This window comes from Streptomyces dysideae, assembly GCF_001514305.1.
GTDB classification, from domain to species: domain Bacteria; phylum Actinomycetota; class Actinomycetes; order Streptomycetales; family Streptomycetaceae; genus Streptomyces; species Streptomyces dysideae.
Genome location: NZ_KQ949109.1, coordinates 40,147 through 59,772 on the forward strand (window position 1 = coordinate 40,147; position 19,626 = coordinate 59,772).

General features: G+C 72.0%; 15 protein-coding genes and 2 pseudogenes. 10 read left to right on the top strand and 7 right to left on the bottom strand.

The genetic code is table 11. The annotated features are described in order from the left end of the window. The first annotated feature begins 2 nt into the window (after positions 1–2). Positions 3–1,928 (top strand): DNA-3-methyladenine glycosylase 2 family protein, encoded by a 1,926-nt coding sequence (locus AQJ91_RS50870; RefSeq protein WP_079085530.1) that lies wholly within the window; start codon positions 3–5, stop codon positions 1,926–1,928. Between the two features lie 5 nt (positions 1,929–1,933). Beyond that, positions 1,934–2,431, top strand: coding sequence for a methylated-DNA--[protein]-cysteine S-methyltransferase (locus AQJ91_RS38110; protein WP_067031286.1), 498 nt, complete (start codon positions 1,934–1,936; stop codon positions 2,429–2,431). 6 nt (positions 2,432–2,437) lie between these two features. Here AQJ91_RS38110 and AQJ91_RS38115 read toward each other — a convergent pair whose 3' ends face one another. The 3 genes from AQJ91_RS38115 to AQJ91_RS38125 form a co-directional block, all read right to left on the bottom strand. After that, the gene (locus tag AQJ91_RS38115; protein WP_067031289.1) at positions 2,438–2,815 is read right to left on the bottom strand and encodes a PPOX class F420-dependent oxidoreductase; all 378 of its coding nucleotides are present in this window, start codon (positions 2,813–2,815) and stop codon (positions 2,438–2,440) included. 68 nt (positions 2,816–2,883) lie between these two features. Further along, positions 2,884–3,366: a DUF456 domain-containing protein gene (locus AQJ91_RS38120; protein WP_067031292.1), complete on the bottom strand. Its 483-nt coding sequence runs from the start codon at positions 3,364–3,366 to the stop codon at positions 2,884–2,886. 45 nt (positions 3,367–3,411) lie between these two features. After that, positions 3,412–4,401, bottom strand: a complete 990-nt coding sequence (locus AQJ91_RS38125) for a helix-turn-helix domain-containing protein (RefSeq protein WP_067031294.1) — start codon at positions 4,399–4,401, stop codon at positions 3,412–3,414. Between the two features lie 312 nt (positions 4,402–4,713). On the opposite strand from AQJ91_RS38125, the pseudogene AQJ91_RS38130 reads away from it, so the two are divergent. After that, a pseudogene (locus AQJ91_RS38130) lies at positions 4,714–6,181 on the top strand (protein phosphatase 2C domain-containing protein). 20 nt (positions 6,182–6,201) lie between these two features. Here the strand turns inward: AQJ91_RS38130 and AQJ91_RS38135 are convergent. Continuing rightward, positions 6,202–7,536, bottom strand: a complete 1,335-nt coding sequence (locus AQJ91_RS38135) for a helix-turn-helix domain-containing protein (protein ID WP_067031297.1) — start codon at positions 7,534–7,536, stop codon at positions 6,202–6,204. A 185-nt stretch (positions 7,537–7,721) separates the two neighbouring features. Here AQJ91_RS38135 and AQJ91_RS38140 point away from each other — a divergent pair, with 185 nt between their 5' ends. After that, positions 7,722–8,342 (top strand): hypothetical protein, encoded by a 621-nt coding sequence (locus tag AQJ91_RS38140; RefSeq protein ID WP_067031300.1) that lies wholly within the window; start codon positions 7,722–7,724, stop codon positions 8,340–8,342. Between the two features lie 674 nt (positions 8,343–9,016). After that, positions 9,017–9,469, top strand: coding sequence for an ATP-binding protein (locus AQJ91_RS38145; protein ID WP_234383286.1), 453 nt, complete (start codon positions 9,017–9,019; stop codon positions 9,467–9,469). A gap of 84 nt (positions 9,470–9,553) precedes the next feature. On the opposite strand, the gene AQJ91_RS38150 is transcribed toward AQJ91_RS38145, so the two are convergent. After that, entirely contained in the window at positions 9,554–10,597 is a 1,044-nt protein-coding gene (locus AQJ91_RS38150) for a DUF2637 domain-containing protein (RefSeq protein WP_067031304.1), read from the bottom strand. A 422-nt stretch (positions 10,598–11,019) separates the two neighbouring features. On the opposite strand from AQJ91_RS38150, the gene AQJ91_RS38155 reads away from it, so the two are divergent. Then, positions 11,020–11,844: a GntR family transcriptional regulator gene (locus AQJ91_RS38155; protein WP_067031307.1), complete on the top strand. Its 825-nt coding sequence runs from the start codon at positions 11,020–11,022 to the stop codon at positions 11,842–11,844. Between the two features lie 236 nt (positions 11,845–12,080). On the opposite strand, the gene AQJ91_RS38160 is transcribed toward AQJ91_RS38155, so the two are convergent. Together AQJ91_RS38160 and AQJ91_RS38165 are read right to left on the bottom strand one after the other, a co-directional pair. Then, positions 12,081–12,842, bottom strand: coding sequence for a hypothetical protein (locus AQJ91_RS38160; RefSeq protein WP_199848130.1), 762 nt, complete (start codon positions 12,840–12,842; stop codon positions 12,081–12,083). A gap of 156 nt (positions 12,843–12,998) precedes the next feature. Further along, complete coding sequence (locus AQJ91_RS38165; RefSeq protein WP_067031310.1) at positions 12,999–14,672, bottom strand: PucR family transcriptional regulator; 1,674 nt, start codon at positions 14,670–14,672, stop codon at positions 12,999–13,001. A gap of 333 nt (positions 14,673–15,005) precedes the next feature. Between AQJ91_RS38165 and AQJ91_RS38170 the strand changes: the two genes are divergently transcribed. The 4 genes and pseudogenes from AQJ91_RS38170 to AQJ91_RS38185 all read left to right on the top strand — a co-directional run. Continuing rightward, positions 15,006–15,905, top strand: coding sequence for an FAD binding domain-containing protein (locus AQJ91_RS38170; protein ID WP_067031313.1), 900 nt, complete (start codon positions 15,006–15,008; stop codon positions 15,903–15,905). Then, complete coding sequence (locus AQJ91_RS38175) at positions 15,905–16,489, top strand: (2Fe-2S)-binding protein (RefSeq protein WP_067031316.1); 585 nt, start codon at positions 15,905–15,907, stop codon at positions 16,487–16,489. Before AQJ91_RS38170 ends, AQJ91_RS38175 begins: the two co-directional genes overlap by 1 nt. 2 nt (positions 16,490–16,491) lie before the next feature. After that, positions 16,492–18,912, top strand: a complete 2,421-nt coding sequence (locus AQJ91_RS38180; protein WP_067031319.1) for a xanthine dehydrogenase family protein molybdopterin-binding subunit — start codon at positions 16,492–16,494, stop codon at positions 18,910–18,912. A 168-nt stretch (positions 18,913–19,080) separates the two neighbouring features. Further along, positions 19,081–19,574: pseudogene (locus AQJ91_RS38185) on the top strand (solute carrier family 23 protein); the annotation flags it as partial. Positions 19,575–19,626: the final 52 nt, after the last annotated feature.

A 19,626-nucleotide genomic window follows, 5' to 3' on the forward strand; every position in this document is an offset into this window, starting at 1 on the left:
CCATGACGGACGAGGACACCAGGTACGAGGCTGTGCGGAGCAGGGACGCCCGTTTCGACGGAGAGTTCTTCTTCGCCGTCGAGACGACCGGTATCTACTGCCGTCCCAGCTGCCCGGCGGTCACGCCGAAGCGGCGCAACGTACGGTTCTTCGCGACGGCCGCCGCCGCGCAGGGCTCCGGGTTCCGGGCCTGCCGGCGGTGCCGTCCGGACGCCGTACCGGGGTCGGCGGAGTGGAACGTACGGGCCGACGTGGTCGGCCGGGCGATGCGGCTGATCGGCGACGGCATCGTCGACCGCGAGGGCGTCGTCGGCCTCGCGACCCGGCTCGGCTACAGCGCACGCCAGCTGCAGCGCCAGCTCACCGCCGAACTCGGCGCCGGCCCTGTCGCGCTCGCCCGGTCCCAGCGGGCGCACACCGCGCGTGTGCTCCTGCAGACCACCGAGCTGCCGATCACGGAGATCGCGTTCGCGTCCGGGTTCGCCAGTGTGCGCCAGTTCAACGACACGATCCGGACCGTGTACGACCGCACCCCGAGCGAACTGCGAGGCGCCCACGCCGCCCACCGGCGTACGGCCGTCACCCCGGCCGCCGGAATCCCGCTGCGCCTCGCCTACCGCGGCCCCTATCACGCCGCCGCCGTCTTCGACCTCCTGGAACACGAGGCCGTCCCCGGCATCGAGGCGATGACGGGCTCACCCGGTCACCGGACGTACCGACGCACCCTCCGGCTGCCCCACGGCACCGGAATCGTCGCGGTCGACGAACGCCCCGGCACGCCGCAGCCCCGACCCGGCGCTCACACCAGCGCCCGGCCGGCCCGGAAGCCCCCGCCCGGCACCGCCTTGACGTCACGCGGCGGTGCTCATCCTGAGGCTGATCCTCCCGCCGCCACGACGACGCCCGGCGACGCCCACCCTGCCGCCGAGGTCTCGCCCGGCGCTGCTCACCCCGATGCCGGGTCGGGCACCTCCGAGGTCCCGCCCGGCGTTGCCCAGTCTGCTGCCGCGTCCGGTATCCCCAACGCCTCGCCCGGCGCTGCCCGCCCTGACGCCGCGTCCGGCACGCTCGAGCCCCCGCCGAGCGACCTCCACCCCGACACCGCGTCCGGTATCCCCAACGCCTCGCCCGGTGCTGCCCGCCCTGACGCCGCGTCCGGCACGCTCGAGCCCCCGCCGAGCGACCTCCACCCCGACACCGCGTCCGGTGTCCCCAACGCCTCGCCCGGCGCTGCCCGCCCCGCCATCCCCGGCACCTCGGAGCCCTCACCCGGCAGCACCCACCCCACCCCCGGTCCCCGCGCGCCCCGAACCCCCACCCCACCCGCACCGACCCACCCCGGCGGCTGGCTCAACGCCCGCCTGCGCCTCACCGACCCCCGCGACCTGACCACCGCCGTCCAACGCCTCCGGCGCCTCTTCGACCTCGACGCCGATCCGTACGCCGTCGACGAGCGCCTCGGCGCCGATCCCGGGCTTGCCCCGCTGGTCGCCGCCAGGCCCGGGCTGCGGTCGCCCGGTGCCGCTGATCCGGAGGAGCTGGCGGTGCGGGCGCTGGTGGGGCGGGGCGTGGCCGAGGGGCTGGTGCGGCGGTACGGTAAGGCGCTCGACGCGCCCTGCGGCAGCCTCACTCACCTGTTCCCCGAACCGGCCGTCCTCGCCGAGGCCGAGCCCGACGGCCCCCTGGGCAGCCTCACCGCCGCTCTCGCCGACGGTGCCGTACGACTCGACGCGGGCGCCGACCGGGACGACGCGCAGGACGCGCTGCTCGCCCTGCCGGGACTGGACGCCCGTACCGTCGCCGTCATCCGCACCCGCGCGCTCGGCGACCCGGACGTCGCCCCGCCCGGCGCCGGCGTCCCCGACAGCTGGCGCCCCTGGCGCTCCTATGCCGTGCAACACCTGCGTATCGCAGGGGAGTTGGAGTAACCACCATGACCACCACGATCCCGATCCACTGGACCGAGTTCGACAGCCCCCTCGGCCCCCTCCTCCTCACCGCCGACCCCGCCACCGGCGCCCTGACCTCCCTCTCCGTCCGGGGTCAGAAGGGCGGCCGCACCGTCCAGGACGGCCGGCGCCGCGACCCCGCCCTCTTCCGTGCCGCCGAGGAACAGCTCACCGCCTACTTCGCCGGTGAACTCAAGGAGTTCCGGCTGGAGTTGCGCACCGACGGCAGTGAATTCCGGGAGCGTGTGTGGGCGGCCCTCGACGACGTCCCCTACGGCGGGACCACGACCTACGGCGAGATCGCCGCGCGCATCGGCGCCTCCCGGGCCGCCGTACGCGCCGTCGGCGGGGCGATCGGCGCCAACCCGCTGCTCGTCGTCCGCCCGTGCCACCGCGTGATCGGCGCCGACGGCTCGCTGACGGGATACGCGGGCGGCCTCGAGCGCAAGGTCGAGCTGCTCACCCTGGAAGGCGCGCTCTGAGGCTCGTCAGCCCTTGTCGTCCTCCAGGCCCCAGCTGTGGATCCGCCGCGGATGGATGCGGATGACCTCCTCGCTGAAGTGCGGCCCCAGATCGTGCGGACCGGTGAGCAGCTCCGCCTCCCCGCGGATGTCGATCCCGCGCACCCGCCACGGCCGTACGCTCGCGATGTCGTCGACGACCAGGGCGACCTTCGGGTTCTTCCGCAGGTTGCGCCACTTCTTGGTGCGGCCCATGGCGTAGCCGCCGACCAGGATCGTCCCGTCGTCCTGCGGAAAGAAGCCGACCGGGTTCGCCTGCGGCTGGCCCTGGGGATCGACGGTGGCCAGCCGTCCCAGCCGCTGCGACTTCAGGTACGCACGCTCCGCCTCGCTGAATTCCGTCATGGACGTCAGCCAAGCACGCCCGCCCCGCCGGGCACATCGGCTGCGCGACCTACGGCCGTGGGCCTACGTCAGCCCCACAGCACCGCCCCCAGCCACGCCCCCGCGATCAGCAGGCACGTGAACAGCTCCGCCAGCACGCTCGACCCGCCCGAGCGCATCGCCGTCCGCAGTGCGGCCCGCGCCTCGCCGTGGCGGCCGAGACGGAGCCGTTCCTCGACGTAGATGCCGGCCATGAAGCCCGGGATCGCGCCGATCACGGGGATGAGGAAGAAGCCGAGGAGCGCCCCGAGCCCGGCGTACACGGCCATTCGGCGGGTGGCCCCGCTGTGCCGCAGTCTGCGGGGCGGCAGGGCCCAGCGCACCACCTGGGAGAGGAACAGCGCGACCGTCGCGCCGACCAGCACCCACCAGGCGACCGGCTGCGGATCCTTCAGCGCCCACCACAGCACCGCGGCCCACACGAGCCACGACCCCGGCACCCCGGGCACCAGCACTCCGCACAGGCCGAGCAGAAGGACCAGGCCGACCAGGAGGAGGTCCACCACTCCCATCTGTCCAGAGTGCCGGAGGCTCCGAGAAGGCGCAGGTCAGCCAGGTCACTGGGGTTGCTCGCGGGCCACCCAGCCCCGTTCGTACACATGCCACCCCAGTTGCAGCCGGGTCGTCACGCCGGCCAGCTCCATCAGCCGCTTCACCCGCCGCTGCACGGTCCGCAGGCCCAGGTCGAGCTGTTTGGCCACGCTCGCGTCGGTCAGTCCCGCCAGCAGCAGCGACAGCACTTCCAGGTCGGTGTCGTCGGGGGCGGACGGCTCCTCCTCGCTGACGCCTGACGATCCCAGCCGCAGCGGCAGCGCCTCCCGCCACACCGACTCGAACAGCCCGGACAGCAGCTCCAGCAGCCCGCTCGCGTGCACCACCAGCGCGGCCGGCCCCGAGGTGTGCGAGGTGAGCGGTACGAGGGCGAGGCTCCGGTCGGCGATCACCAGCTTGGTCGGCACCTGGTCCACCACCCGTACCTGCTCGTCGCGGCCGAGCGCGGCGGACAGTTCGGCGAGGCCGTGCGGCTGGTCGAGGACCGAGCGCTCCAGCACCACCCGGCAGCGGACGCCGCGGCCGGCCGCCTGCTCCTCGGCGTTGTACTCCATGCCGGTGACGGCGACCGGGCGGCCGGTGACCAGCGCGCACACTTCCTTGCTCGCGCCGAGCTGGATCTGCAGGAAGCGCTGCGACACCGCGGCCGCCCCGACCACCACCTCGACCAGGTCGTGCACGGCCGACTCGGCGGCCGCCGCCCGGTACTCCTCGGCGAGCAGAGCCGCCGTCAACTCCGCCTTCTCCAGCTCGTGCCGACGCTGGGTGAGCAGCGCGCCGAGGGCCGCCCCGGGCGGCGCGGCGACCCAGCGGCCGGGCCGGGCGGGGGACTGGGCCGCGAGTCCGTGCCGCTCCAGGCGGCGCAGCGCGCGCTCGGTGTCGTGTTCGCCGAGCGTCAGCCGCCGCGCGAGGTCGGGCACGTCGGCGGCGCCCACGGACACCAGCGCCCGGTACGCCGACTCGTGCGTCTCGTCGAGACCTATCGCTCCCAGCATCAGGCTGCGTCCCTTCCCGGAAAACCGGCCACGCGGTTCGGCCCGTGGGGGGGAAACGACCACGGCGGGAACCGCCTCGGCACATCATCGCCGTACCACCCGTCACTCTGCCAAGGTGTCGCCACCGCAGCATCAACCACCGCCCGCCTCGCCCGCTTTGGGCAGCGGGGCCGGGGAAACGCAAACTGCCCGGCGACATGTTTCGTGCGCCTGTTCGGGTCCTCACTCGATACGCCGTTCGACACGGCGTGCCGGGTCGGATTTTCCGGATGCCCCGTTTTCATCCGGCCCGTGCGGTGGACAATTAGCGGCATGAGCCAGCAGGGGGGAAAGCCCACCGGGCAAGAGGACGACTGGTGGGGGCAGCTGTACGACGACTCCACCCAGGACACGGGACCGACAGCCGCACCCGACTCCCTGGACGACCGCTTCGCGTCGGCGGCGGGGACGGTGAACGCCGAGGGCGGATCCGGGGGCCCGTCGACCTTCCCGGCGGGGCTGCCGAGGCCGCCGGGCTTCGAGGTGGAGGCGGAGGTGGAGGCGGCGGAGGCTCGGGGGCGTACGGCGCCGACGGCCGGAGGGGGGACCTCGACCGAGACGCCACCGGTCACGACGGTGCCGGCCTCCCGGATGCCTTCCGACGGAGACCGGTTGCCTCCCGACGCGGAGCAGGCGACCGACCCGCCGGCACCGACGCCCCGCACAGGCCGGCCCACCGAAGAACCCCCCACCCGGACAGCCACCCAGGTCGACCTCCCCACTCTCCCCCCGAGGCCCCTCGACTACGTCGGCTCCGGCCCACCCACCTACGACGCCGAACCCACCGCCCTCCCACCCCGCCGACCCGGACGACCTCGACGACCTGGTCGCCGACACCGTCCTCGACGGCGCCCGCTACGGCACCTGCGTCCTCCGCGCCGTATCCGTCCGCGGGGACTCCGCCCGCTACCGGGGCGAACCCCGCCGCGACTCCCTCCTCACCGCCCGCTTCGGCACCGGCGGACACGCACTCGTCCTCGTCGCGATGGCCACCGGCGCCCGCGCCACCCCCGGCGCCCATCGTGCCGCCGCCGAGGCCTGCCACTGGATCGGCCGGGCCGTGGGGCGCAGTCACGCCCGGCTTGCCGAGGACATCCGGGCGGCGCGGCGCGGCGACCTCAAGTCCGGCCTGCACCGCCTCACCGACCGCAGCCTCGGCAAACTCCGTGCCACCGCCGCCGAACAGGGCGTGGACCCGGAGGAGTACGCGGCGAGCCTGCGCTGCCTCCTCCTGCCCGCCGACCCCGACTGCCGTACGCGCGTCTTCTTCGGCGTCGGAGCGGGCGGACTGTTCCGGCTCCGGGACGGCGACTGGCAGGACATCGAACCGCGCGTCACCGACGTCACCGGCGAGCCCGTCGTCGGCTTCGGCGCACTGCCCCCCGGTGCAGGCACCGGCTCCACCGGAGCGGCTGACGCCGCGCCCCCTTTTACCGAGGGCGACCGGCTCACCATGGACCTCGGCATCACCACACCCCCGAGCCCCTACGAGCCCGCCCCCGAACCACCCCGTGAACCCTTCCGCTTCCGCGCCTCCGTGGCCCGGCCGGGTGACACGCTCCTGATGTGCACCGGCGGCCTCGCCGAACCGCTGCGCGGGGAGCAGGACCTGTGCGAGTACCTCGCCGGCCGGTGGTCCGGGGCGGCGCCGCCCGGCCTCGCGGCGTTCCTCGCGGACGCCCAGGTCAGGGTCAAGGGATACGCGGACGACCGTACGGCGGCTGCCGTCTGGGAGGTGTGAGCGGTGACCGTGCCCCGGCCTCAGCTGTAGGGAACCCACTGGCGTGCGGAGGTGTCGTAGGTGTAGCGCGGCAGCCCCTTGATGCTCGTCGTGCGGAACGGGCGGCCGTGGTCGTCGATGCGGACCGTGCCGGTGCGGCCCTGCGAGGACCAGTCCAGTTCGAGGTACCAGGCGCAGTCGCAGGTCTCGGTCCGCGCGGTCACCAGCAGGATCTCGGGGTCCTCGGCGGAGACACGGTAGGGCATCTGGATGGCCGGGATGGGCCCCTCGGCGTCGCCGCCGGCCTCCGAGTGGGCGACGGGCCGGTCGGCGTCCAGGTTCACGGAGAAGAAGCGGGGGGTGAGTGCTCCGCCGCAGCCCTGGTCCATGGAGTAGGAGCTGCCCTGCACCGGGGCGCCGCGCGTGACGACGCGGACCCGGAGCGCCTCCAGGACGACGGCCGTGGAGCTGCGCCCCTGGACCGAGATCTGCACGTTGGTGTCCCGGCCGTGCAGGGCGTCCTGTGCCGCCGCCCATGTCCCGGCGTCCTGCGCGGTCGGGGGCGGCGGGACCTGTGCCGGGGGCTTGTCGATGACGTAGTCGTGGCCGCAACCCTGGTTCCAGACCTGGGAGTTGACGGTCCAGGTGAGGGGGACGACGGGCGCGGACTCCTTCTTTCCCTGGGCCGGTCCGGAGGGGACGCCGCCCTTCCCGGTGGGCTTCGGGGTGGTTTTGTCCGACGGCTTGGCCGTCGACGGTGACCCGGTGGTGGGGGAAGGGCTGGGGGATGTGGTGCCCGGCGGCCGGTGGGAGGAGCTGCCGGGAGCCGTCGTACGGGTGGAGGGCGCGTCCTCGGCGGTGACGTCCCCGGACGGGCGGTCGGCCGGCAGGGCGGCCAGGCTGCCGAGGGTGGCGAGGAGCGCGGTGGCCACGGCCGCGGTAACCAGTAAGCGGCGGCGGAACCAGGGGCGGTGGGGATCTTCCTCCGGGTGCGGGCTCGGGGTCGGGGAGCCGTCCCCAGTGTCGTCCGGGGTGCTGGGCGTGGGCGTGGGCGTGGGGGTGCGCGGCCGTTGCCGGGCCGCCACCGCCAGGAGCCAGAGGCGGTGCAGCTCCAGCCGTTCCTCCGCCGTCGCCCCGCACAGTGCGGCGAAGCGCTCGACGGGGGCGTAGTCGAGGGGGACCGCGTCGCCGGCGCAGTAGCGGTGCAGCGTGGAGGTGTTCATGTTCAGGCGGCGGGCCAACTGGCCGTAACTGCGGTCCGTGCGTTCCTTCAGCCGCGTCAGCAGCGCGGCGAACTCGTGGACTTCGTCCTGTGGTGCCGACACTGTTTCTCCCCGTGTCCTCCCCGTCCCGGGACGGCATCCCAGGCACCCCATATACCTGCACGTCAGATGGCCTGGGATGGTTCCACCGTCGCGGATCGGGCGGCAGTGCTTGCCTCCGCCGCCTGTGACCGCTGATGCTCTTGGTGTCGCACCGACCAGAGCCGGACAGACCATCCGCCGTCGGTGACGTCGGACATCCACGCACTCTTGCACGCACTCTTCCACGGGGGACACCCATGCCCAAGCGCACCAGAGCAGGCGCGCTCACCGCACTCGTCGCCGCGGTTCTCGCGGCCGGCACCGCACTCGCCGCCGCACCGGCCGGCGCCACCACCAAGACGAGCGCGCCGAAGTTCCTCTCGGCGTCCCAACTCCCGCCGCACCCCTCGTCCTCCTGGACCGCGGGCAAGGTCACCGACGGCGTGCCCGACGAGTTCCAGTACTGCCTGGGCGAGGCCCTCCTGGCCTACGACTCCCGCTACCGCGCCTTCCACACCGACCTGGACACCGGTGCCCGGCAGCTGAACGTCGTCGTCGGCAGCACTGCCAAGGCCAAGGCTCTCGCCACCCGGCTGAACAAGGCGTTCCGGAACTGCGCGACGCGCATCGCGGTGTCCGACCCGGAGACCAAGGCCGAGTACCGGAACTACGGCACGCTCCCCGTCGAGGAGGGCGCCCGCGTCCACGGCCTGCACACCGTCACCTCCTGGGGCGCGATGGACATCCGGCTCCTCTCCGTCGGCCGGGACGGACGGACCGTCACCGTCGTGGAGTGGTCGCAGATGGGCGCCTTCAAGGACGCGCCGGTCAAGGCCTTCAAGAAGACGACCACCACGGCCGTCAACAAGCTGCACTGACCGCACGACCATCACGGAGAACGGGGGCCGCCCTCCCGCACGGGGGTCGGGCGGGCGGCCCCGCGGCCGGCCGGCACCAGCGGATTCCGGCCAGTTTCGCGAGCTCGGCGCCCGGTCCATGGGCAGCGTGCGCACCAGCTCCGGGAGGACCTCCGCGTCGAGCACCAACTGCCCCACTTCTTCGTCGAGTACGGCCGGGTCGGTAGACCGGGATCGGTAGAAGGGGCGGCCGTCGGCGGTCACGATGTCGCCCGGGTGACTGAGCCCGATGCCGTGCGGGACGACCGGGGCGGCTGCCTCCGGCGGGGACAGATGCACCGGCTCGCCTCACCTCGCCGGGGCGCGACGGTCAGGTGGCGGTTGTGCGGGTGAACGGCTTGGCAGGGCACTCCGGTGGTGTCGTACTGCAGCCCCTCGCCGGGCACATGCCACCCGGACAGGCCCGCGGCACCCGGCCGACGGCCCCCCGGTGCCTCAGGAAGACACAGTTCAGGCTTCGTCTACCCCGATCGCGGTCCGTCATCCGTGGCCGAACACCTGGGCGTTGACGATTCGACATGACTGTCGCGGGTGCGACGGGGCATGCATCCCGTGAACGTGTTCGAGGCAGGAGGGGAACCGACATCGGCACGCGGGCGGGGGTCATGAAGAGGCAGGCACGAGGAGGCGGTCCCATGGCGATCGGGGCCTTCTCGGCTCAGACAGTGGAGGACAAGGTCGCGAGCGCCATGGATCAGGCGCAGCCGTCCCAGCTCAGGCGCAGACTCGGCCGGGCGGACCTGCGGGCGGTGCCCGAGGCACGCAGGGCCCTGCGCGAGCTGTTGCGGCACTGGGGGAGGCCCGGACGATCGGAGATAGCGGAACTGCTCACCAGCGAACTCGTCACCAACGCACTCGTCCACACCGACCACGACGCGGTGCTGACCGCCACCGTCGGACCGCGTGGACTGCGAGTGGAGGTACGGGACTTTGTGGCCCGTCGGCCCAGACTGCGGGTACCGGACGCCGACGACGGTACGCACGGCAGAGGCCTGGTCCTGGTGCAGTCCCTCGCGGACGCGTGGGGCGTGAAGGCCCACGGCGTCGGGAAAGCGGTGTGGTTCGAACTCGACGCGAGTGCCGCGTGAACGGGACCGGGGTGCGACTCGATCGTCTCGATCGTTGAGTCGCACCCCGGTCCCGTCACACCCGTCCTGGATTTCCGGCCTTCGCTAGCCGAACTGCTGCTCCAGGTCCTTGAGCTTGCGCTCCAGGGAGTCGAGGCGCGGCAGGGCCATTGTGTCGTCCTCCGAAGTGAGGTCGACGGTGATCGGGTCAGAACCGCTGCGAACGGGCTGCAGAGAGGGACGCGAGCGTACGGGCAGTTGCTCCGACGTCGATATGGCAGGCTCCGCGGAGACCTGGGCGGAACCCCGCTCCAGGGCCTGGGTCTCCACCTGCCGTCCGCCGCCGCGGCCGATGAAACCGCGGTGACCTCGGCTGATGGCCTTGAGCTGGGCCCGCTCCATGCGCTCCTGCTCGCGCCGGCGCAGTCGGGCCGTCTCCTTCTGACGCGCGTCCTCGCGCACCTCGTCGACCGCCTCGTCCAGGCTGCGCACGCCTTCCAGCAGCATCAGCGACCAGGCCTTGTACGTCTCACGGGGAGCCCGCAGCCAGCGGACCACGCGGATCTGCGGCAGCGGCCTGGGCACCAGGCCCTGCTCGCGCAGCGCGGCCCGGCGGGTCTGCTTCAGCGCGCGGTCGAACAGAACGGCCGCGGACAGGGACATGCCGGCGAAGAAGTGCGGGGCACCGTCGTGGCCGAGGCCTCTGGGCGCGTGTACCCAGTTGAACCAGGCCGCGGCGCCCGCGAACGTCCACACGAGTATCCGGGAGCCGAGCGCCGCGTCACCGTGGCTGGCCTCGCGCACCGCGAGCACCGAGCAGAACATCGCCGCACCGTCCAGGCCGAACGGAACCAGGTACTCCCAGCCGCCGGACAGGTTGAGGTTCTGCTGGCCGAAGCCGACCAGGCCGTGGAAGGAGAGGGCGGCGGCCACCGCCGCGCAGCAGAACAGCAGGACGTAGGAGGCGGTGCCGTATATGGCCTCCTTGCGCCGGCGTCGCTCCTCGCTGCGCTCCCACGAGTCGTCCGCGCTCGCGTTCTCCCCGGAGGAGCGCTTGCCGCGCGCGAGCACCGCCACCGCCGCCAGCATGCCCAGGAGTAGTACGGCGCCCGGAAGCAGCCAGTTCAGCGATATGTCGGTCAGTCTCATCTGGGTCCCTTGCATTGGGATAGGGCGTAACGCCCGCCATAGTGGCCCAATCCCACCGGCCCTCAGGGGGTTTCGGGGCAAGAGGCCGCCTAAGGAGGTGCAAGGGGGTGCCCAGGGCGGCGTTCTGCTCGAACTGCCGCTTGAGCGGCGGGAGTTGAGTTCGAATAAGACTACCCGTACGAGTGGTTCCACGGAAAGTTCCTGCGACGTGTGAGGAAATTGTGAAACGCCTGTAACCGGGGCGACTGTCTCGCTCGCCGGTGATCTTAGTGGACCGCGCTCCGGTGGTGAACCAAGTAAGGCTAACCTTACCTAGGGTTGCTTAAATTTGAACTGTCCGCTTCTGGGCCTAAGGTGCTTGACGGATGAGTAACAACCCGCCGTAATGACCCGAAGTACTGACACGTCCGGAGGAGGACCCCGTGAAGCAGGGTGCGCATGGCTCCGCCGGGACGGGGGTTCCCGTTCCCGGGGTCCGGGTGCCGTCGCAGCCTCGCGCGGCGGACGTGAGCCGGGAGCGGGAACGAGAGCAGGCGCGGCTGCGTGAGCGGGGTGCGGTGACGGGTGTCACGCCTTCCGCGGCGCCGGCCGCCCGGGGTGAGCACACTCATAGTGAGCCGCCCATTCCCCGGCCTGTCGTCCAGCGGGCCTCCGTCCGCGGGCAGATCCTCGACGCGTTGCGCACCGCGCTGGTCGCGGGCGAGCTGACTCCCGGCGAGGTCTACTCCGCCCCCGCCCTCGGCGAACGCTTCGGCGTCTCCGCCACGCCGGTCCGCGAGGCCATGCAGCAGCTGGCTCTGGAGGGCGCGGTGGAGGTCGTGCCGAACCGCGGCTTCCGGGTCGTCGAGCGCGGCGCCCGTGAACTGGCCGAACTGGCCGAGGTCCGGGGCCTGATCGAGGTGCCGGTGATGCTCCGCCTCGCCCGTACCGTCCCCGGCGAGCGCTGGGCGCAACTGCGTCCGCTGGCCGAGGCGACGGCCCGCGCGGCGGCCACGGGCTGCCGGGCGACGTACGCGGAAGCGGACCGCGCCTTCCATCGCGCGGTGCTGTCCCTCTCGGGCAACGAACAGCTGACCCGGATCGCCGACGATCTCCGTCGCCGGGCCCAGTGGCCCGTGGCCGGGCGGGGGCGCGGTGATCTGCTGGCGGACGCGGCGGAACATCTGGCGCTGCTGGACGCGCTGGTCGCGCGGGATCTGGATGCGGTGCGGGTGCTGGTGGGGGCGCACTTCGCGGGGGCCTGCTGAGTGGTGGGTGCTACGCGCGTTGATCGTCCGACGATGCCTGCGGCGGCCTGTGCGGGTCATCGGGGGTGCGCGTAGCGCTGTCGGGTTCGGTGGGGGGCGGGGCCGCGCCGGGGGGTGTCCGTCCTCGGTCCGGCGCGGAATCGGTCATCGATCAAAGTGCCCGTGTTGACGCGCCAGCCGCTGCGGGCGGACACCCCCCGACACGGCCCCTTCCCGCCGTACGCGGCTGTCCCTTGTCAGGCCGTGGCCGCCGGCGGTGGGGCCAACTGGTGGGCCAGCCAGGTCGGTACGCCGCCCAGTAGGCGGAACAGGCGCCCCGCTTCCTCCCGTAGGCGTGATGCCTCCGGCTCCGTTTCCGTGTCGGCCAGGGACGCCAGTGCGGGGGCTGTGCCCACCAGATAGCCCAACTCCTCGCGGATGCGCAGCGATTCGGCGAAGCCGTGCCGGGCCTCCGCCAACTCGCCGTCGCGCAGGGCGAGTCCGGCCAGGTGACGCCAGGTGAAGGAGAGGAGGAGGAGGTCGGCGTGGGCCGTTGCGCCCGCGTGGGCGCGGCGGTAGGCCGCTCGGGCCGCTTGGGGGGAGTGCGCCAGGTTCTCCGCCAGTAGGCCTCGGCGGAAGTCGAGGACGGCCCGGCCCGGTGCGCCGGGGGGGATCAGGGCCGCTGCTCGGCCGAGTGCTGCCCGGGCCTCGTCGGCGCGGTCTCGTACGTTGTGGAGCGTTGCCGCGTACGCAAGTTGCCCGCGTTCACAAGCTGCCGCGCCCCGGTCCTCGTCGCCGTCCGCCATGGCCTCGGCGGTGCGCAGGGCGTCCTCGGCCTCTTCCCAGCCCTGTTCGGTGTACAGGCAGCGTTCCACCAGGAGTGATGCTCTTTGCAGCGCGGCGTCCGAGGTAGTTGGCTGGAGCAGGGCTGCCGCGTCGGCCCAGCATGCGCGTGAGCGCAACCGCCATACCGCGGTCTGGAGTGGATCGTCACCGGCGGTCGTTCCGTTACCAGACATGGCGGTATCCGCCACCTTGCCCTCCCCGAGCACGCCATCGAGCTGTTGAGTGGTGGCGGAATCTCAGCACGAATCGCGGGGCTGGGCCAAGGGGGTGGGTGAAGGATTTCACAAAGTCGTGGTGTGGGGGGCCCGGTTGCGCGCCCCTCCCGGACCTCAACTCATCCGCAATGCCAAGAAGAAATCAAGCTTGTCCTCCAGTCGGGAGAGGTCCCTGCTCGTCAACTGCTCGATCCGCCCGACCCGGTAGCGCAGTGTGTTGACGTGCAGGTGGAGTCGGGTCGCGCAGCGGGTCCAGGAGCCGTCGCAGTCGAGGAACGCCTCCAGGGTGGGGATCAGCTCGGCGCGGTGGCGGCGGTCGTAGTCACGGAGGGGGTCGAGGAGGCGGGCGGTGAAGGCCCGGCGTACGTCGTCCGGGACGAAGGGGAGGAGGAGTACGTGGGAGGCCAGCTCCTGGTGGCCCGCGGCGCAGACCCGGCCGGGGCGGGCCGCTGCCACTCGGCGTGCGTGGCGGGCTTCCTCCAGGGCGCCGCGCAGGCCTTCCGCCGAGTGGACCGGCGCGCTGACGCCGAGCGTGACCCGGCCGTCGCCGTCCAGGCCCGCCGACAGGGGGGCCCGTACGGTCTCCAGGAGCGCGTCGGCGAGGAGGCCGGTCTCCGTGCCGTCGTGCTCGGTCGAGACGGCGGGAAGCGGTACGAGGGCGATCGCCTCGTCGCCCGTGTGGGCCACCGCGATGCGGTCGGAGGGCTGGGGGCCCGTCGCCGAGGGGTCCACGAGGATTTCTTCGAGGAGTGACTGGGCCGCCGGGCCGGCCTCGATGCCGCCGCCCTCCCATTCGACCCGGGCCACGATCACCTGCCAGTGCGGGGCCGCTCCCAGGCCGGGCAGCAGGACCGGTGCCGCCACGCGCAGGCGCGCGGCGATCTCGGCGGGGGCCGCGCCCGTCTGGACCAGTTCCAGGACCTCCTGGGCGAGACGGCGGCGTACCGTGCGGGCCGCGTCCCGGCGGTCGCGTTCGACCGCGATCAGTTGGGTGACGCCCTGGAGGAGGTCCAGGCGCTCCTCCGGCCAGTCGCTCGCGTCGGCCTCCACGGCCAGCAGCCAGTCCGACAGGACCGATTCGCGGACGTCTCTCGAGGCCTGGGGGGAGCGGCCGCTGCTGCGGATCGGGAAGAGCGCGTACGGGGTGGTGTCGAGAGTGGCGCGGTGCGGGCCTCGGCGGCCGGTGCGGGCGGCTGCGAGGTGTTCCGCCGCCAGCTTCGCGCAGGTGTCGGCGGGGAGGCCGGGGCCCGCCTCCTTCGGGCCCGCGATCAGCCGTCCGGTGGGGGAGAGGACCCAGGCGCGCAGGTCCAGGTCGGAGCCCAGGAGGTCCAGGACAACGTCCGGGCCGCCGCCTGCCGGGCCCGATGTCATCATGCGGCGGTGGCGGTCCACCACCGCTGCCAGGTCGCCTGCACGCTCCCCCGACACCTGCCGTACGAGGTGCTCGGTGATCGTCGCGAACGCCACCGACTCGTGCACCGCGAAGAGGGGGAGGTGGTGCCGGGCGCAGGCCACGACGAGGTCGTCCGGGATGTCACCGAGTTCCGCCTCGCCGGCCGCCAGGGCCGCCACTCCGGCCTGCACCAGGATCCGTACGAACGGTTCGGAGTCCGCGGCGTCCCGGCGCCAGGCCAGGCCCGTGAGCACCAGTTCGCCGCCCGAGAGGTAGCGGCTGGGGTCCCTGAGGTCGGTGGTCATCACACCGCGCACGGTGCGGTCCAGTTCGTCCTCGCCGCCGAGCAGCCGCAGGCCCAGCGCGTCGGTGTCCAGCAGTGCGCGCAGCCGCATTCTCGTCGCCGCCGTTCTTTGTCTCGAAATCTACGATGGATCTGGCAGGGGCGTGGGGCGGTGAGCCCGGTCGGCTGTGTCCCTGGCCACAAGGGCTGTGCTCGATGTTTCCAAGGGAAAACGAGAAGGTTACTGGTGGCCTCCGTTCATACGAATCTACAAGATGCCCGCCCTGGCCAGCCAACTCCTTCATGGTTTCCGTGACTGACCCCGCTGTCGTACCGGGCTGTGTACTGGCCCTACTCCGCGTAAACAGCACATGAACGAGCCGGGCCCGCCGCACCAGATCTGGCTCAATCCGTACGACCCACGAGACGAAGAAGAGAGCCGGTCATGGACTTCCTTCGCCCCGCCAGCTGGGAGGAGGCGCTCGCCGCGAAGGCCGAGCACCCCACCGCTGTGCCGATTGCGGGCGGCACCGACGTGATGGTCGAGATCAACTTCGACCACCGGCGGCCCGAGTACCTGCTCGACCTGAACCGCGTCGGCGACCTCGAGGAGTGGGAGGTCGGCGAGGAGAGCGTGCGGCTCGGGGCCTCCGTGCCCTACACGAAGATCATGGAGAACCTGCGCGGCGAGCTGCCGGGGCTGGCCCTCGCCTCGCACACCGTCGCCTCCCCGCAGATCCGCAACCGCGGGGGCGTCGGCGGCAACCTCGGCACCGCGTCCCCGGCCGGCGACGCCCACCCCGCCCTGCTGGCGGCCGGCGCCGAGGTCGAGGCCGAGTCGGTGCGCGGGTCGCGGCTGATCCCCATCGACGAGTTCTATACAGGCGTGAAGCGCAACGCGCTGGCCGCTGATGAGCTCATTCGTGCCGTCCACATCAAGAAGGCCGACGGGCCGCAGCAGTACTCCAAGGTCGGTACGCGGAACGCCATGGTCATCGCCGTGTGTGCTTTCGGGCTCGCACTGCATCCCGAGACGCGGACCGTGCGGACCGGGATCGGTTCCGCCGCGCCCACGCCCGTTCGGGCCAAGGCCGCCGAGGAGTTCCTGAACGCCGCGCTCGAAGAAGGCGGGTTCTGGGACAACGGCAAGATCGTCACCCCGTCGGTCGCCAAGCAGTTCGCGGACCTGTGCGCCGCCGCCTGCAACCCGATCGACGACGTCCGGGGCACGGCGAGCTATCGCCGGCACGCGGTGGGCGTCATGGCCCGCCGGACCCTTACCTGGACCTGGGAGTCGTATCGCGGCACCGCCCGCGCCGCCTTCGAGAAGGGAGGCGCTGCGTAATGCGCGTCAACTTCACTGTCAACGGACGTCCGCAGGAAGCCGACGACGTGTGGGAGGGCGAGTCCCTGCTGTACGTGCTGCGGGAGCGGCTCGGGCTGCCCGGGTCCAAGAACGCTTGTGAGCAGGGTGAGTGCGGGTCCTGCACGGTTCGGCTCGACGGCGTGCCCGTGTGCTCCTGTCTGGTCGCGGCCGGTCAGGTCGAGGGGCGTGAGGTCGTCACCGTGGAGGGGCTTGCCGACTTCGCCAAGCAGCGTGCCGAGCACGGTGGTTGTGCGTCCGGTGCTTGCGGTACGTCTCTGCAGGACGCCCAGCAGTGGGCTGCCAGGGGGACCGACTCGCAGACCGGTGAGGGCGGTGAACTCTCGCCGGTCCAGCAGGCGTTCATCGACGCCGGTGCCGTCCAGTGCGGGTTCTGCACGCCGGGTCTGCTGGTCGCCGCCGACGAGATGCTCGAGCGCAACCCGAACCCGACCGACGCGGACATCCGCGAGGCGCTGTCGGGCAACCTCTGCCGCTGCACCGGCTACGAGACGATCATGGACGCGGTCCGCCTGGCGGCCGCCCGGCAGGGAGAGGCGGTCTGAGCATGCCCACCAACGGTGCTCCCACGAAGATCACGCAGGGCTCCCAGACCAAGGGCGGCATCGGCGAGTCCACGCTCCGCCCGGACGGCACCCTCAAGGTCACCGGCGAGTTCGCGTACTCGTCCGACATGTGGCACGAGGACATGCTCTGGGGGCAGATCCTGCGGTCCACGGTCGCGCACGCCGAGATCGTGTCCATCGACACCAGCGAGGCGCTCGCCCTGCCGGGCGTCTACGCCGTCATGACGTACGACGACCTGCCGACCGACGTGAAGAACTACGGGCTGGAGATCCAGGACACCCCGGTCCTCGCGCACGGCAAGGTACGGCATCACGGTGAGCCCGTCGCCATCGTCGCCGCCGACCATCCGGAGACGGCCCGGCGTGCCGCCGCCAAGATCAAGGTCGAGTACCGCGAGCTGCCGGTCATCACCGACGAGGCCTCCGCGACCGCTCCGGACGCGATCCTCGTCCACGAGGGGCGCGACGACCTCCCCCAGTCTCAGCTTCGTTCGACCGGGGGGACCCCCATCAGCGGTCACGTTCCGCACCCGAACATCGTCCACCGGCAGCCGATCATCCGCGGTGATGTCGCATCCGCCGCGGAGCGCGCCGACTTCGTCGTCAAGGGTGAGTACACCTTCGGCATGCAGGACCAGGCCTTCCTCGGCCCGGAGTCCGGCCTCGCCGTGCCCGACGAGGACGGTGGCGTCCAGCTGTACGTCGCCACCCAGTGGCTGCACTCCGACCTGCGGCAGATCGCGCCCGTCCTCGGGCTGCCCGAGCGCAAGGTGCGGATGACGCTGTCCGGTGTCGGCGGTGCCTTCGGCGGGCGCGAGGATCTGTCCATGCAGATCCATGCCTGCTTGCTGGCGCTGCGCACGGGCAAGCCCGTGAAGATCGTCTACAACCGGTTCGAGTCCTTCTTCGGGCATGTCCACCGTCACCCGGCCAAGCTCTCCTACGAGCACGGGGCGACCAAGGACGGCAAGCTCACGCACGTGAAGTGCCGCATCGTGCTTGATGGTGGCGCGTATGCGTCCGCCTCCCCGGCCGTCGTCGGCAACGCGGCCTCGCTGGGCGTCGGGCCGTACGTGGTCGACGACGTCGAGGTCGAGGCCCTCGCCCTCTACACCAACAACCCGCCCTGCGGCGCCATGCGCGGCTTCGGCGCGGTGCAGGCCTGCTTCGCCTACGAGGCGCAGATGGACAAGCTGGCCAAGGAAGTCGGCATCGACCCCGTGGAGTTCCGGCAGCTGAACGCCATGGAGCAGGGGACCGTCATGCCGACGGGGCAGCCCGTCGACTCGCCGGCCCCGGTCGCCGAACTCCTGCGCCGCGTCAAGGCGATGCCGCTCCCGCCGGAGCGCCAGTGGGAGAGCAGCGAAGGCGCGGACGTACGGCAGCTGCCCGGCGGTCTGTCCAACACCACGCACGGTGAAGGCGTCGTACGCGGTGTCGGCTACGCGGTCGGCATCAAGAACGTCGGCTTCTCCGAGGGCTTCGACGACTACTCCACCGCCCGCGTCCGTATGGAGGTGGTCGGCGGGGAGCCCGTCGCGACCGTCCACACGGCCATGGCGGAGGTCGGGCAGGGCGGCGTCACCGTCCACGCGCAGATCGCCCGCACCGAGCTGGGTGTCACGCAGGTGACCATCCATCCGGCGGACACACAGGTGGGCAGCGCCGGTTCGACGTCCGCGTCGCGTCAGACGTACGTCACCGGTGGCGCCGTCAAGAACTCCTGCGAGCTCGTGCGGGAGAAGGTGCTGGAGATCGGGCGCCGCAAGTTCGGTTCGTATCACCCCGCTTGGGCCACGGCCGAGTTGCTGTTGGAGGGCGGCAAGGTCGTCACCGACGGCGGTGAGGTGCTCGCCGATCTGGTGGACGTGCTCGAAGGCGAGGCCGTCGAGGTCGAGGCCGAGTGGCGGCACCGGCCGACCGAGGCCTTCGACCTGCGTACCGGACAGGGCTTCGGACACGTGCAGTACAGCTTCGCGGCCCACCGTGCCGTCGTCGAGGTCGACACCGAGCTCGGGCTGGTGAAGGTCATCGAGCTGGCCTGCGCCCAGGATGTCGGCAAGGCGCTCAACCCGCTGTCCGTCGTCGGGCAGATCCAGGGCGGTACGACCCAGGGGCTCGGCGTGGCGGTCATGGAGGAGATCGTCGTCGACCCGAAGACCGCGAAGGTCAGGAACCCGTCCTTCACGGACTACCTGATCCCCACCATCCTCGACACGCCGACCATCCCCGTCGACGTGCTCGAACTCGCCGACGACCACGCCCCGTACGGGCTGCGCGGCGTCGGCGAGGCCCCCACCCTGTCGTCGACCCCGGCCGTCCTCGCGGCGATCCGGAACGCGACGGGGCTGGAGCTCAACCGGACGCCGGTACGGCCGGAGCATCTGACCGGTACCGCGTAACGCCGGCCGCACCTGCGATACCACGTTCACCTGTGGGCGTTCCCCGGGGCGTGCACCTCTCCAAATCCCGCAAGTCGCCGAAGACAACACGCGGGCCCTATGAACCTTGGGAGACGGCACCATGACCCAGCAGCCAGAGGAGTCGCGAACCATCGTGCGGGGCGCGGGAACCGGATGCCGGGCCTGTCCAAGGCGCTGTTCATCGACGGCGCGGGCGGCGCGATCGGCGGCGTGTCCGGTGCGTCGGGCCAGACGGTGTTCGTGGAGTCGGCGACGGGTGTGGGTGAGGGTGCCCGTACGGGCCTGTCGTCCGTGGTGACCGGCCTGTTCTTCGCGGCCTGTCTGTTCTTCACCCCGCTCACGGCGATCGTGCCGGGTGAGGTCGCGGCCGCCGCCCTGGTGGTGATCGGCGCCATGATGATGAACGCCCGGCACGTGGACTGGTCCGACCGGGCCACCGCGATCCCGGTGTTCCTGACGGTCGTGATCATGCTGTTCACGTACACGATCACGGCGGGTGTCGCGGCCGGCGTCATCTCCTACGTCGCCATCAAGGTCGCTCAGGGCAAGGCGCGGGAGATCGGTGCCTTCATGTGGGCCTGACAGGCATCTTCCTGGTCTATTTTGCCCTCAATCCCATTGAGAGCCGGCTGGGCGTGCACCAGCCGCCTCGTGAACCGCCTTCCACGCAACCGCTGTTAAGGAGACCGAGAG

Excerpts from the sequence above, each read along its gene's own strand:
- AQJ91_RS38180 (WP_067031319.1), top strand. The coding sequence starts at position 16,492 with ATGCCCACCAACGGTGCTCCCACGAAGATCACGCAGGGCTCCCAGACC.
- AQJ91_RS38170 (WP_067031313.1), top strand. The coding sequence starts at position 15,006 with ATGGACTTCCTTCGCCCCGCCAGCTGGGAGGAGGCGCTCGCCGCGAAG.
- AQJ91_RS38135 (WP_067031297.1), bottom strand. The coding sequence starts at position 7,536 with ATGGGGTGCCTGGGATGCCGTCCCGGGACGGGGAGGACACGGGGAGAA.
- AQJ91_RS38140 (WP_067031300.1), top strand. The coding sequence starts at position 7,722 with ATGCCCAAGCGCACCAGAGCAGGCGCGCTCACCGCACTCGTCGCCGCG.
- AQJ91_RS38120 (WP_067031292.1), bottom strand. The coding sequence starts at position 3,366 with ATGGGAGTGGTGGACCTCCTCCTGGTCGGCCTGGTCCTTCTGCTCGGC.
- AQJ91_RS38175 (WP_067031316.1), top strand. The coding sequence starts at position 15,905 with ATGCGCGTCAACTTCACTGTCAACGGACGTCCGCAGGAAGCCGACGAC.
- AQJ91_RS38110 (WP_067031286.1), top strand. The coding sequence starts at position 1,934 with ATGACCACCACGATCCCGATCCACTGGACCGAGTTCGACAGCCCCCTC.
- AQJ91_RS38160 (WP_199848130.1), bottom strand. The coding sequence starts at position 12,842 with ATGTCTGGTAACGGAACGACCGCCGGTGACGATCCACTCCAGACCGCG.
- AQJ91_RS50870 (WP_079085530.1), top strand. The coding sequence starts at position 3 with ATGACGGACGAGGACACCAGGTACGAGGCTGTGCGGAGCAGGGACGCC.
- AQJ91_RS38165 (WP_067031310.1), bottom strand. The coding sequence starts at position 14,672 with ATGCGGCTGCGCGCACTGCTGGACACCGACGCGCTGGGCCTGCGGCTG.
- AQJ91_RS38125 (WP_067031294.1), bottom strand. The coding sequence starts at position 4,401 with ATGCTGGGAGCGATAGGTCTCGACGAGACGCACGAGTCGGCGTACCGG.
- AQJ91_RS38150 (WP_067031304.1), bottom strand. The coding sequence starts at position 10,597 with ATGAGACTGACCGACATATCGCTGAACTGGCTGCTTCCGGGCGCCGTA.
- AQJ91_RS38115 (WP_067031289.1), bottom strand. The coding sequence starts at position 2,815 with ATGACGGAATTCAGCGAGGCGGAGCGTGCGTACCTGAAGTCGCAGCGG.
- AQJ91_RS38145 (WP_234383286.1), top strand. The coding sequence starts at position 9,017 with ATGGCGATCGGGGCCTTCTCGGCTCAGACAGTGGAGGACAAGGTCGCG.